The organism is Aeromicrobium sp. PE09-221, from assembly GCF_002174305.1.
Taxonomy (GTDB): Bacteria; Actinomycetota; Actinomycetes; order Propionibacteriales; family Nocardioidaceae; genus Aeromicrobium.
Genome location: NZ_MIJB01000002.1, coordinates 44,349 through 57,336 on the forward strand (window position 1 = coordinate 44,349; position 12,988 = coordinate 57,336).

General features: G+C 67.6%; 9 protein-coding genes. 5 read left to right on the forward strand and 4 right to left on the reverse strand.

What is annotated here, in order from left to right:
- Positions 1-12 precede the first annotated feature (12 nt).
- From BHE97_RS20300 to BHE97_RS00350, 3 genes are all read left to right on the forward strand, one after another.
- Positions 13-2,454, forward strand: coding sequence for a DUF4073 domain-containing protein (locus tag BHE97_RS20300; RefSeq protein WP_201791252.1), 2,442 nt, complete (start codon positions 13-15; stop codon positions 2,452-2,454).
- Between the two features lie 244 nt (positions 2,455-2,698).
- Positions 2,699-6,595, forward strand: coding sequence for an HtaA domain-containing protein (locus tag BHE97_RS00345; protein ID WP_140399918.1), 3,897 nt, complete (start codon positions 2,699-2,701; stop codon positions 6,593-6,595).
- A 73-nt stretch (positions 6,596-6,668) separates the two neighbouring features.
- Positions 6,669-7,493 carry an HtaA domain-containing protein gene (locus BHE97_RS00350; protein WP_087622035.1) on the forward strand — a complete coding sequence of 275 codons (825 nt, stop codon included), beginning with the start codon at positions 6,669-6,671 and terminating at the stop codon, positions 7,491-7,493.
- 126 nt (positions 7,494-7,619) lie between these two features.
- On the opposite strand, the gene BHE97_RS00355 is transcribed toward BHE97_RS00350, so the two are convergent.
- The gene (locus BHE97_RS00355; protein WP_170931174.1) at positions 7,620-9,113 is read right to left on the reverse strand and encodes an MFS transporter; all 1,494 of its coding nucleotides are present in this window, start codon (positions 9,111-9,113) and stop codon (positions 7,620-7,622) included.
- An 85-nt stretch (positions 9,114-9,198) separates the two neighbouring features.
- Between BHE97_RS00355 and BHE97_RS00360 the strand changes: the two genes are divergently transcribed.
- Positions 9,199-9,732 carry a TetR/AcrR family transcriptional regulator gene (locus BHE97_RS00360; protein WP_087622175.1) on the forward strand — a complete coding sequence of 178 codons (534 nt, stop codon included), beginning with the start codon at positions 9,199-9,201 and terminating at the stop codon, positions 9,730-9,732.
- Here BHE97_RS00360 and BHE97_RS00365 read toward each other — a convergent pair.
- Together BHE97_RS00365 and trmB are read right to left on the reverse strand one after the other, a co-directional pair.
- Positions 9,726-10,097: a helix-turn-helix domain-containing protein gene (locus tag BHE97_RS00365; protein ID WP_170931175.1), complete on the reverse strand. Its 372-nt coding sequence runs from the start codon at positions 10,095-10,097 to the stop codon at positions 9,726-9,728. The genes BHE97_RS00360 and BHE97_RS00365 overlap by 7 nt on opposite strands.
- 88 nt (positions 10,098-10,185) lie before the next feature.
- Positions 10,186-10,905 carry a tRNA (guanosine(46)-N7)-methyltransferase TrmB gene (gene trmB / locus BHE97_RS00370; RefSeq protein WP_087622037.1) on the reverse strand — a complete coding sequence of 240 codons (720 nt, stop codon included), beginning with the start codon at positions 10,903-10,905 and terminating at the stop codon, positions 10,186-10,188.
- A 100-nt stretch (positions 10,906-11,005) separates the two neighbouring features.
- Between trmB and BHE97_RS00375 the strand changes: the two genes are divergently transcribed.
- The gene (locus BHE97_RS00375; protein ID WP_087622038.1) at positions 11,006-11,845 is read left to right on the forward strand and encodes a Bax inhibitor-1/YccA family protein; all 840 of its coding nucleotides are present in this window, start codon (positions 11,006-11,008) and stop codon (positions 11,843-11,845) included.
- A gap of 171 nt (positions 11,846-12,016) precedes the next feature.
- Here BHE97_RS00375 and BHE97_RS00380 read toward each other — a convergent pair whose 3' ends face one another.
- Positions 12,017-12,919: an SGNH/GDSL hydrolase family protein gene (locus BHE97_RS00380; RefSeq protein WP_087622039.1), complete on the reverse strand. Its 903-nt coding sequence runs from the start codon at positions 12,917-12,919 to the stop codon at positions 12,017-12,019.
- Between the last annotated feature and the right edge of the window lie 69 nt (positions 12,920-12,988).

Sequence of the window (12,988 nt, forward strand, 5' to 3'; positions counted from 1 at the left end):
GGTCACATCTTCATGTCCAGCCTTGATACATCGCCGGGGCGGCCCCGCCCGCTCTTCGTGAAGGAGCGACGGCGTACTCTCCTGGTCCTCGTCGGTGCCCTCGCGTTCACCCTCCTGCTCAGCCTGTCACCGATGTCGTCTCCGGTCGCCGCGGCCTCGGGGTCGACGGTCAGCCTGGAGTCGTCGACCGTCGAGCCGGGTGGAGAGGTCACGGTGACCTACGAGACCGATCGCACGTCCGACAAGAACTGGGTCGCGATCTACGACGCGGGGACGCCGGAACCCGGGTCGGGTCTCGGCATGGCGTGGGTCTATGCACCGGGTGACTCCGGGACGGTCAGCATCCCGTTGCATGATCGGGGAGGACGTGACCTCCCGCCGGGTGACTACCGCGTCGAGTTCCTCTACGACGACGGATGGGAACGCCTCGGCGAACCGGCTGCGTTCACCATCGCCGAGGCATCGGGGTCGAGCCTGACGCTGGAGTCAGCCGATATCGAGCAGGGACAGACGATGCGCGTCGACTACACGACCGATGTGCCTCATGCGACCAATTGGATCGGCATTTACCGCGAGAGCGATGGTGCTCCAGGAGACCAGGCCTCGACATTGTGGGCCTACGCGCCGGAGGCTGCCGGAACCGTGGAGTTCTCCACCGATGGTCTGGCCGCCGGTGCGTACCGCGTGTATCTGCTTGCCCAGGACGGTTACGAGATCCTGGCAGGACCGCACGATCTCCGGGTCACGTCGAAGCCGGGCGTCGTCGACCCGATCGACCCGGTCACCACCGGCCCGGAGACCGATGGCATCATCTATCGGCAGTCCTTCGACGGGGCCGGGTCCACGTCACCCGAGGGATGGGAGGCCGAAGGCTGGGTCTTCAGCACGCGGGACTCCTGGAGTTCGAGTATCGACCGCATGCGCCATCGCTTCGGGCGCGCCCAGGGAACGATCGCCGTTGCCGATCCCGCCCAGGGTCTCGGTTCGGCGACCGCCACCCTTACGAGTGAACCGATCACCGTCGAGGGCGAGCGCGAGCTGCGCCTGACCTTCGACAGCCACTACCGGGGCACCGGTCAGCACAGTGGTGTCGTCGCCGTCAGCTTCGACGATGGAGAATCCTCCGAGTTCCTGCGTCTGGACAGCGAAACCGTCGAGTCGGGCTACGACGGCATGCAGCTCAATGCTCAGCAGAATGCGACCTTCGCCGTGCCCGATGGTGCGGCCACCGCGCGTCTGACGTGGACCTTCACCGGCGAGGAGACGGACTCCTACTGGGGAATCGACTCGATCGCCCTACAGCGGGTGGCGCTGCCTGTGAAGGGTGAGCCGACCAGCGCCTGGGTGGTCTCGGATATCCAGGGACATCCCCAGGACCTGGCCCACGGGCTGCGAGATTTCCGTGAACTCTCACCCGATGCCGATGGTCTGCTCATGGTCGGCGATATCGTCCACAGCGGAACTGAAGCGGAGTGGGACGAGATCTACGATGTCATGGGCGGCGCGAGCGATATCCTGCCGCGTCAGACGATCGCGGCGATCGGCAACCATGAGCGGTATGCGGCCGGCGGGTTCGAGGCGAACCGTCAGCGATTCCTGGACTTCGCCGAGCGGGACCGCGTCTGGGACGAGTATGTCCTCCAGGGGTCCGGTGGTGATGTTCCGGTCATCGTGCTCGGCCAGGATGCGGCAGGTCCGACGGATGTGCCGATGAATGAGGAGCAGGTGCGGTTCCTGTCCGAGCGGCTGGCGCACTGGACGGCCCAGGACAAGCAGGTCGTGGTCATGAGCCACTTCCCGCTCGGTAACACGGTCTCCGCCTCCTGGATCCCGTGGTACAGCAACCACCATCAGCACAATGACCGTCTGACGACGATGCTGGCGAATTACCCGAATGCCATCGTGCTCAGTGGTCACACCCACTATCCGGCGGAGCTGGGTGATTGGGCGGTGCAGCGCCGCGTCGATGGGGGACATCCGGATGGATTCTGGGCAGTGAACACTCTGACGATGCAAGTGGAGTGGGACGCGCGTGGGGAGGACACGCGGGGCATCACGGAGGTCGTTACGCGCGATGTCAACAGGGGTCTGGTGCTGGACGCCTATGAGGACCGGGTGGTCATCACCGCGCACGATTTCGCGAGTGATCAGCAACTGCGGCAGGTGACCATCACGAATCCGCTGGTGCCCTTCGCGGCGGAGGCGCCCGAGCCCGTCGAGCCCACACCGGAGCCCACACCGGAGCCGACGCCGGGACCCGGATCCGATGGTGATTCGGACGGTAAGGACGACACTGCGACTAAGGGCCCGGATGCCTCGGGGGATCCGCAAGGAGGACTCCTGCCGTCGACGGGTGCGAGCATCGCACTCGTGGCGCTCCTGGTCGCGCTCACATCACTCGCCGCCGGAATGTGGATGGTGCGTAACCGGAGGAACGCGACGTTCACTGAGTAGGAAGGATCGTCCCGTCGCTGTCTGCGGTATCAGGCAGCGGCGGGACGATCTCGTGGTCGCTGGCGGGGACGAAGCCAGGCACGACGGCATCCCCGATGTGGTCCTAGAAGCAAGCGCTGGGGCGGCTGTCCCAGAAAACGGGACCCCTTAGGTCAGCCTGAACTTACTTAGGCTAGCTTTGGTTTCACTGGCGACTACCGCGGTGCCTTCGTGGCGTCGTGACTACCAAGGAGAGGCGTCTGTCGTGGAAACCCCCGTTTCACGCACACGGAGCAAGTCCCCACTGCTCGTGCTGTTGACTTCAGTGCTCATCGTCCTGAGCGGGCTCGCATTGCCGAGCGCCGCTCAGGCAGCCCCCACGCAAGGCACCGTCGAGGGCGCGACCCTCGACTGGGGTGTCAGGGATTCGTTCCGTAATTACATCAATATGCCCTTCGTGCACGGCGACGTTCAGACGCTCGGTTCGACTACCCAGACGAATCCCAAGCGCGGGCCCTTCACCTGGACCGGCGGAAGCGGAGCTGCGGCAACGGACGGCAGCACGGCGGATGTCAGCTTCGGTGCCGGCAACGGCGTCCACTTCCTCGGCCACGACCTCGGTGGCGACGGCAAGTACGCGTTGGACATGCGGTTCACCAACCCTCGCATCGTCGTCACCTCCGGGACGACCGCGGAACTCTACCTGGATGTCCGCAGCCGCAAGTTCGAGGGAACGACCAATGTCAGCGATGAGTTCTTCGAGCAGAACAATGTGCACTTCGCCGACGTGACGTTGCCTTCTCCGACTCAGAACGGGTCGACCTTGACCTGGACCAACGCTTCGACCGTGCTCACCGAGGAGGGGAAGGTCGCTTTCGGCGGGTTCTACACAGCACCGGTTGAGAACCTCGATCCGCTGACCTTCAGCCTTCCGGTCACCGCGGCGCCCGATCCCGAGACCACCACCACGTCGCTCTCCGTCGCTCCCGAAGGTGATGTCGAGGAGGGCACAGAGGTGACCCTCACGGCCACGGTCGCGCCGGCCGCCGCCGGAACCGTCGCGTTCCGCAACGGAGACAACGCGCTCGGCGAGCCGGTCGCCGTCGCCAATGGCACCGCCACGCTGAAGACCAGCGACCTTCCGGTCGGCGACCACAGCATCACCGCCGTCTTCACCCCGGCGGATGCCACCACCCATCTCGGCTCCACGTCGGACCCGGTGACGGTGTCGGTCACCGAGACCCCCGACCCCGACCCCGTGTGGGAGCCCAAGATCGAGGTCTTCCGCGAGGACGGCACGACTCCGGTAGGCGACACCGAGCTGTCCGAGGGCGACAAGGTCGTCGTCAAGGGCTCCGGCTTCGATCCTGAAGGCAATATCGCCCAGCCCGGCGGCAGGCCGCCGATCCCTGCCGGTTCACCGGCCGGCAGCTACGTGGTCTTCGGCCACTTCGCCGAGAACTGGCAGCCCTCCGGCGGCAATGGTGAGCGCAATGTCGGCTCGCAGCGCTGGGTCCTCAGCGAGGACGCGCTGAACCAGGTTCCGTCGAACTTCCAGGGAGCGATCCGCGGCCAGTGGGTCGAACTGTCCGAGGAGGGCGAGTTCACCTGGGAGGCCACGCTCGAGGAGCCGCAGAAGCTCGCCGAGGGCGGTCACTACGGCATCTTCACCTACGGTGCCGGCGGCGTGAAGAATGCCGATCAGGAACTCGAGGTCCCCCTGAACTACAAGGCTGCCGGTTCTGAGCCGGAGCCGGTCTGGGAGCCGAAGATCGAGGTCTTCGCCGAGGACGGAGTGACGCCGATCGGCGATGCCGACCTCGAGAAGGGAGACAAGCTGGTCGTGCGCGGCAGCGGCTTCGATCCCGAGGCCAATGTCGGCGGTCGCGGCGTGCCGATCCCGAACACCCTCCCTCAGGGCACCTACGTGACCTTCGGCCACTTCGCGGAGAACTGGAAGCCGTCGGCCGAGGTCGCCTCCAGCCAGCGCAAGATCGGCTCGCAGGGCTGGGTCCTGACCAAGGACACGCTCGACCAGATCCCGCCGAACTTCAAGGCGACCGTCGAACGTCAGTGGGTGCCGCTGTCGGATGAGGGCACCTTCACCTGGAATGTGACCCTCGAGTCTCCCGAGGCGCTGGTCCAGGATGGCCGTTTCGGCATCTACACCTATCCCGGCGGCGGCGTGAAGAACGCCGACCAGGAGCTGGCCGCGCTGCTCGGCGACTACACGGCATCCCCCGATGTCACCAAGCAGCCGTCTGCCAAGACGATCAACGAGGGTGAGAGTGTCTCGTTCGAGGTCACGGGCAAGGGTGTCCCCGCTCCGTCGGTGCAGTGGCAGTCCAAGTCGGGCAATGCAGACTGGGCTGACATCCAGGGTGCGACGGCGACCAAGCTCGACCTCGCCAATGTGTCGGCGGACAAGGACGGCACTCAGTACCGCGCCGTCTTCACGAATGAGCACGGCAAGGCCGAGTCCGCTGCCGCGACTCTGACGGTCGAGGCCGCTCCGGTGCAGCCCTCGGACCCGACGATCGAGATCGAGAAGAATGGCTCGCCGGTCAAGCAGGTCAAGCCGGGCGACACGATCGACATCGAGATCTCCGATCTGAAGCCGCAGGAGAAGGTCTTCGTCGAGGCGCACTCCGATCCGATCGCGATCGGCAGCCCGGTGGCGAACGCCGGGGGCGTCGCCACCGCCAGCTGGACGGTTCCGGCCAGCTTCCCGGTCGGTGCGCACAATATCGTCGTCTTCGCGGCGAACGGTGACGCCAAGGGCGCCGAGCTCGGACGCCTGCCGTTCGCGGTCGCTGCCGCTGAGCCGATCGGCGAGTGCCGACAGGTCACCAGCGAGTCGCTGACGTGGGGTGTGAAGCAGTCCTTCCGCAACTATGTCGGCGGACCGATCGCGCACGGCAACATCTCGGTGCTCGGTCGCACGACGCAGCCCGACGGCGGTGCGTTCGTCTGGACCAAGGGAGCCGGCAAGTCGGCGCTCGACGGCAGCGCCGTCGACGTCGCCTACGGCACCGGTAACGGCGCCCGCTTCACCGGTCACCAGATGGGTAGCGATTACGCGCTCGACCTGCAGTTCACCAATCCGCGCGTGGTCGTCACCTCGGCCACCACGGCTCGACTGCACGTCGACGTCGCAGGTCGCGACTTCAAGGACATGACCAGCGTCGGCGAGCGCTTCGAGACGAAGGACGTGCACTTCGCCGATCTGGCGCTGAGCGCTCCGGCCACGTCCGGCGCCAAGCGCACATGGACCAACGCCGCGGCCACGCTGACGGCCGATGGTGAGCGGGCCTTCGGTGGCTTCTACGAGGCCGGCACTGAGCTCGATCCGGTGTCCTTCGACGTGACGACTGGCGCTCAGATCGACTGCGACGACGCCCAGGGTCCTGGCGGCGGCTCGGGGGAGACCCCGGTCGACGGCGGTCCCGGCGGCGGCGATAACAACGGCAACGGCGGCGGCAACACGCCCGGCACCGGCACCGGCGGTGACGCCGGCGACCAGTGTGTCGCTCGTGAGGTCACCGGCGGCAGCCTCGAGTGGGGACTGAAGGCCAGCTTCCGCGAGTACGTCGGCGGACGCATCGCCAAGGGCCAGTTCTCCGGCGGCAGCTTCTCGGTTACCGGCGGCGCCGTGAACCCGAACGCGGACGGCATCGGCAAGGTGAACTACTCCGGCGCCATCACGGCCACCGGTCACGGCGGACTGCTCAACTTCAAGCTGAGCAATCCCACCGTGCAGATCACCGGCCCCGGCTCAGGCGTGCTCCATGCCCACGTCAGCTCGACCAACACCAAGGGCGAGACCGTGGTCAACGGCGAGGTCGCCTTCGCGAACCTCTCGTTCAGCGGTGGGGCGGTCAACGGGGACACCATCAGCGTCTCCGGTGCCTCCGCGACGTTGACGGGCGCGGGCGCTACGGCCTTCGCCGGGTTCTACGATGCCGGGACCGCGCTCGACGCGGTCTCCTTCACCGCCAATCTCGGCGGCGAGGTTCCGTGTGACGGCAGCACCGATCCGGGTCAGCTCCCGAAGACCGGAGCCGAGGCCAATGCCGGCCTGCTGGCGCTGGGCGCCTTCGCGATGCTCGCCGGTGCGGCGATCCTCGGCCGTCGTCGGCAGCTGTTGAAGCAGGGCTGCTGATCCAGCCCGGCACAGGGTCCGTCCCGCCGCCCGGCGGGACGGACCCTGTCTTTTCGACGAAAGGACAGTGGACATGAAGACAGCGGACATGAAGTACGGGGCCGCGGCCCGTGCCGCGCTCGCCGCGACGATCGGTGTCGCCGGCCTCGTGGCCCTTCCCGTGGCCGCGTCGGCGGAGCCGACCGATACCGCCGACACCTGCGAGGTGACCGGCGGCTCGCTCAGCTGGGGCATCAAGGAGAGCTTCCGCGCCTATATCTCCGGCACCATCGCCAACGGCAGCTGGGAGACCAGCGACGGCGCCACCTACGAGACGCCGTCCTTCGGCTGGACGCCCGCGACTGGGACGGTCGACAGCCAGACCGGCGCCGGCCAGGTGTCCTTCACCGGAACGGTCCATTTCACCGGACATGACGGCATCCTCGATATGACCCTCGCCAACCCCACCGTCCAGTTCGGCGAGGACGGCAACGCGACGCTCTTGCTCGACACCCGCGGCACGGACACGTCCGGTGAGGTCGCGGTCGATGTCACGCAGGAGCCCATCGCCGAGCTCGGCGCCCTCGGCCCCATCGAGGTGGAGAGTGGCGCGGCGACCTTCGCCGACGTGCCGGTCGCGCTCTCCGAGCAGGGTGCGCCCGCATTCGCGGACTTCTACGCACCCGGCGAGGCGCTCGACCCGCTGACGGTGTCCTTCGAGTTCGCCTGCGCCGAGCCGGAGCCCGAGCCGACGGAAGAGGCCGCCGACGAGGCCGATGCCGACGCGACGGCGGCGGAGTCCGACGACTCGTCCGGCACGCCGTGGCTTCCGATCGGCATCGGTGCCGCGGTCGTCGTCGTGGCCGCCGGCACCGGGACCGCGCTCTATCTGCGTCGCCGAGGCAACGCGGCCGAGTAGCGGATTAGGCCGCTCCGTCCGGGGAAGAATCGATGTCGATGTCGATGCGGTGCGGCGGCCATAGCGACCGCAACGCATCATCAGTCCGGCCTCCGCCGAGCGCGGTCCGAGCGACTGATGCGCGAGTCAGTGATGCGGGTGCGCCGACGCGGGGGCGCCAGCGCCGTGCTCGCGCAGCAGCGCGCGGGTCACCACGGTGCCGATCGCGGCCACGGCGGCGATGACGATCAACACCACCGTGTAGGCATGGTCGAAGGCCGCGCGGGCGTGGTCGACGAGTTCCTGATCGCCATGCGCATAGAGCAGGGTGGCGGCGAGGCTGTCCCCCGCCTCAGGCGGCGTGCCCGCCGGGAGGCTCAGGGTGGCGGTGTAGATCAGCGCGACGAGGCTGCCGATGAAGGCGACCGCGGTCAGATTGCCGAACTCATAGGACACCTCCTCGACCGAAGAGGCCATTCCCGCGCGGTGCGCCGGGGCATTGCCGACGATCGCCGTCGAGGCCACGCCCATCACGGAGCCCAACCCGAGCCCGAGGACGACCAATGCCGCCACGAAGGCGGGTAGCGCCCGGTCGAAGGTCAGCACGGCGAGCACCAGGCCGATCGTGGTGACGGCGAGTCCGCCGGCGATCAGCAGCCGCAGACCGACTCGGTGCAGGAACCCGCCCGCGAGGAGGGCCGTCGGTGCCGACCCCAGGGCCACAGCGGTGACGAGCAGTCCCGACTGTAGGGGACTGAAACCCTCCACGAGCTGGAAACGCTGGGTGGTCACGAGTTGAAGACCGCCGAGGACGAACATCGTGAGGGCAGCCGCCAGGACTCCCGCCGAGAACGCCTTGTTGCGGAAGATGGTGAAGTCCAACAGCGGATAGGTGAGTCGGAGCTGACGGCGGACGAATGTGGCGAGGGAAACGATGGCGACGGCCGCAGCGATCGCGACAGTGGTCCAAGACGGCGGCAGGCTGGCGAATTCCTTGATCGTGATGACGACGGACACCAGTCCGGCCATCGCGAGCAGCGAGGACATCAGGTCCCATTGCTGGTCTCCGTCGACACGATCGGGAGGGGCGATCAGGAACGTGCCGATGAGGGCGATGACCACCACCGGCACGTTGATGAGGAAAACCGACCCCCACCAGAAGACCTCCAACAGAGCGCCACCGAGGATCGGACCCAAGGCAGCGCCGACGACCGCGACGGAGCCCCAGACGGCGATCGCGAGATTGCGCTCGCGGACATCCTCGAAAGTCACGCGGATCAACGCGAGCGTGGCCGGCATCATCGAGGCGGCGCCGACGGCGAGGAGTGCCCGGGCGCTGATGAGCGTGCCGGTTCCGGGCGCATAGGCCGCGACCAGTGAGGCCAGGCCGAAGATCACGAGGCCGATGCGGAACATCAGCACGTGTCCGAGCCGGTCGCCGAGGGTCCCGGCGCCGAGCAGCAGACCGGCCATCACGACCGGATAGGCGTTCATGATCCACAGCGCCTGCGAGGTGCTCGCACCGAGCTCCTCGATCAGGGTCGGCAGCGCCGTGTAGAGGACGGTGTTGTCGAGGGCGATGAGCAGGAGGGCGCTGCTGACGACCGCCAGCAGCGACCAGCGACGTGCCGGGGAGATCATGGGCGGTCCTTTCGGTCAGCAGCGTTCAAACTGTACCGGATGGACGGTATAGTTCGGGTGTCGAGTGCGTCACCAGGAGGTCATCATGCGCGTCAGCAAGCGCGAGCACATCCTCGACACGGGTCTTGTCCTCATCGAGCGCGAGGGGCTCGCGGGTCTGACCTTCGAGGCGCTGGCCGCCGAGTCGGGTGTCACCAAAGGAGGGCTGCTCTACCACTTCCCGTCCCGGGAGGACCTGATCGAGGCGATCCACCGGCATGTGGCAGAGCGGTGGAGTGCTGCCGTCGGCGCGGCCGCGGGGGATCGTGAGGCGGCGCAGCTCGACGACCGCGAACGGGTGGAGGCGTACCTGCGATCGACCACCGAGGCGACACGTGCGGAGCTGCTGCTGATGCTCGAAGCGGCCGACAACCGGTCGCTGCACCGAATCTGGCAGGACGTGCTCGACCGGTGGGCGCCCTCGGCCGCGAGCAGCGCGGACGATGCCAGCGTGCGCCGGCTCATCGTTCAGCTGGCCGCCGACGGTCTCTGGCTGCATGCCGCCACTGGCGGCGAGCCGCTCTCAGCGGAGCTCCGTGCCCGAGTCGACCGTGAACTGACCTCACTGCTCGATCAGTGAGAGCTCCGTGGGTCGCGGCCCGCTCGCCGGGTGGCATCCGGTCTCTCGCCGAGCACCCGGTGGTAGTGACGGGTGAAGTGCGCCTGATCGGCATAGCCGAGGTCGGCGGCCAGCCCGGCGAGATCGATATCGGGCTCACGGAACAACCGCGTGGCCGCCTCCTGGAGTCCCCAGCAGTCCAGGAGCCACTTGGGGGAGACGCCCAGGCCCCGCGAGACGAGACGTTCGAGGGTGCGGGTCGAGAGCTCGAATCGCTCCGCGAGCTCGGTGTCCGGGTGAGAGTGGAGTCGTCCTCGGCCTCCGCGCAGACGGCGTTCAGCAGTCGTCCGGTACGCGTCACGCGACCGGCCGCGGGCTCCAGCCACATATGCAGTGCGGCCCCCAGGGTCTCGAGATCGCCCGGTTCCGGCAGGTCGGCAGGCGTCGCGGCCTGGGCCGCAGAGCAGTGAGAGCTCAGCGGCGGACGGCGACGAGGTCGCGGATCGTACGACCCTTCGCGATGCCCTTCGCCTCGAACTTGGTCACCGGCCGCCCACCGAATCGCTCGGACCAGTCGCCGGAGAAGTCGAAGACCTCGGTGCGCGACAGCACCTCGCGCATCTGCTCGGCGTAGTCCTCCCAGTCCGTCGCAAGGCGCCAAGCACCGCCGGGGCGCAGAACCCGTGCGGCGAGGGGCACGAACTCGTCGGTCACCAGCCGGCGCTTGTGGTGACGCTTCTTGTGCCACGGGTCGGGGAACCAGACGCGCAGCTCCTGCAAGGAGGCCTCGGGCAGCATCGTGGCGAGTGCCTGGGCTGCGTCGACGACAGCGAGCCGCACATTGGTGACCCCCTCGTGGCGCATCGTCACGAGGGTCTGGGCCACGCCGGGCACATAGACCTCGAGTCCGAGGAAGTCCGTTCCGGGGTTCTGCGCCGCGGCATGGACGAGCGCCTCGCCGCGGCCGCTGCCGATCTCCATGACGAGTGGCGCCTCGCGCCCGAAGGCCGCGACCGGATCGAGACGATGCGCTGTGTCGACCGATGTGCTCGACACGGCCCGGGGGATCTCGAGGACGTAGGCCTCCGCGAGGTCGTCCCACGCGTCCTGCTGACGTTCGGTCAGCCGTCCGCCGCGGCGGATGAAGGAGACGATCTCGCGATGGTACAGCGGGTCGACGGTCTCCTCACTCACCCGGACACTCTACGAGGCGCTTCCACAGTGGTGGTGATCCGGTTGCGGCGTTCCACTACAATGAGAGGACTAGAGCACATCACACGACCCGGAGGAACCGATGCGCAGTAGCAACCCCGTCTTCGCTCGAAGCGAGGAGTTCAACCGGGCCACGACGCCGTATTCGGATCCGTCCCAGTGGACGATCGACCTGAATGGCGACGCCGGCTCGGCCACCCCGCAGGCACCTGCCCGGACCGACCGGATGACCGTCGACTCCGTGGTCGAGAAGACCGGCATCACGCTCGGTCTCGTCGCGCTCGCTGCGGCCGTCACCTGGTTCCTGACGCCTTCGCTGGATACCCCTGGCGCGCTGGGCGTAACGATGACCCTCGCGATGGGCGGCGCGATCGTCGGCTTCGTGCTGGCGATGGTCAACTCCTTCAAGAAGGTCATCAGCCCCGCTCTGGTGCTGGCCTACGCGGCGGTCGAGGGTGTGTTCGTCGGCGGTTTCTCCAAGGCGATCGCGGGCATGTTCGCCGAGGGCAGCCCGGGCATCGTGTTCCAGGCAGTGCTCGCCACGATCATCGCCTTCGCGGCCACGCTGGGCGCCTACAAGTTCTTCAACATCCAGGTCACCGAGAAGTTCCGCAAGGTCGTGACGATCTCGGTGTTCGCCTTCGTGGGCGTCATCATCGTCAACTTCATCCTCAGCTTCACGCCGCTGGTGAACGAGGGCGGTCTGCGCGGCTTCGGCATGCTCGGCCTGCTCGTCTCGGCCGTCGCTGTGGTCCTGGCCGTGTTCATGCTGATCCTCGACTTCGACTACGTCGAGAAGGGTGTGGCCGCCGGTCTGCCGCAGCGTGAGTCCTGGCGCGCGGCCTTCGGCCTGACGGTGACGCTGATCTGGCTCTACATCGAGATCCTGCGTATCCTCGCGATCTTCGCCAATAACGACTGATCTGGCGCTGAAGGGCCGGTACTCCAGGTGGAGTGCCGGCCCTTTCGTCTGTCCATCGGACGTGTATCGCCTCGCGTGTGGCGGTAGACCATCGACCTCACCAAGGGCAGGTCCGGATAACGTTGTTGGCCTACCGCCGCCGGCCTCGGAGGGCTCGTGTCCTGGCGCGAGTCATCGACGGCGGCGAAGCACGCGGGCGAGGCGGCCGTCGCGGACGACCTGGGTGCCGCCGAGCTTGCTCGCCTCGGTAGCCGCCTGGGCGACGCTCATATAGTCCCGAGGCGCCCCGGTGTACTTCTCGGAGCGTCGCTCGCGCCAGGAGGCGGCGGCACCCGCGTTGAGGAACGAGACCATCGTGGCGTAGCCGACATCCGAAGGATGGAAGCGATCCTCGCCGAAGAGGATGTCTCCCTTCGAGACGAAGAGCGGACCGAGCAGATCCGCGAGCGTGACGGCCCGGCCGCCTTCCGCGAGCGTGGCGATCAGCTGGGCTCGTGCCATCTTGCGGCTCAGGATCCGTGCGGCGACCCGCAGCGGCTGCGGCAGTTGTTTGATGGTGCCGAGGTCCGGGCAGGTGCCCACGACGACTTCGGCGCCCAAGGACCGCAGCTCGGCGATGGCCGCTGCCAGCAGTCGTCCCGCGCGTCGTGGCGGAACCTGGTGGGTGACGTCATTGGCGCCGATGACGATGATGGCGAGGTCGGGCAGGTGGGAGCGGCCTTCGGCGATCTGCTCGCGCAGGTGCGAAGAGCGTGCCCCCACCTTGGCGACCGTGGCGATGTCGACCGGGGCGTCGATGAGATGCGACAGACCGAGTCCGATGAGAGCCGCGGGTGTCTGATCGGCGCGTTTCATGCCGTATCCGACCGCGGCGGAGTCGCCCATGAGCAGGACGCGGAGCGGCTTGCCGGGGAGGTCGACTCCGTACACGCCGTCGGAGAGCGGGGGTACTTCGTCGGTGGTGCCGATGCGCTTGCGGGCGAGGAGTACCTCGCCGATGAGGAGCCCGTACAGACCCGACAGGGCGACGAGGGCGCCGGCGGCGGCTTTCGTCGTCTTGTCCGGAAGGGCCATGGCTCCATCCTAGGGATGGGCTACGACGCCGATGGCGAGGCCGCTGGACCGTGGAAGATCGGTGTCCTC

What these genes read in the sequence shown, in the direction of transcription:
- BHE97_RS20300 (WP_201791252.1), top strand. Translation starts at nt 13, where the DNA reads ATGTCCAGCCTTGATACATCGCCGGGGCGGCCCCGCCCGCTCTTCGTG.
- BHE97_RS00350 (WP_087622035.1), top strand. Translation starts at nt 6,669, where the DNA reads ATGAAGACAGCGGACATGAAGTACGGGGCCGCGGCCCGTGCCGCGCTC.
- BHE97_RS00355 (WP_170931174.1), bottom strand. Translation starts at nt 9,113, where the DNA reads ATGATCTCCCCGGCACGTCGCTGGTCGCTGCTGGCGGTCGTCAGCAGC.
- BHE97_RS00360 (WP_087622175.1), top strand. Translation starts at nt 9,199, where the DNA reads ATGCGCGTCAGCAAGCGCGAGCACATCCTCGACACGGGTCTTGTCCTC.
- BHE97_RS00375 (WP_087622038.1), top strand. Translation starts at nt 11,006, where the DNA reads ATGCGCAGTAGCAACCCCGTCTTCGCTCGAAGCGAGGAGTTCAACCGG.
- BHE97_RS00380 (WP_087622039.1), bottom strand. Translation starts at nt 12,919, where the DNA reads ATGGCCCTTCCGGACAAGACGACGAAAGCCGCCGCCGGCGCCCTCGTC.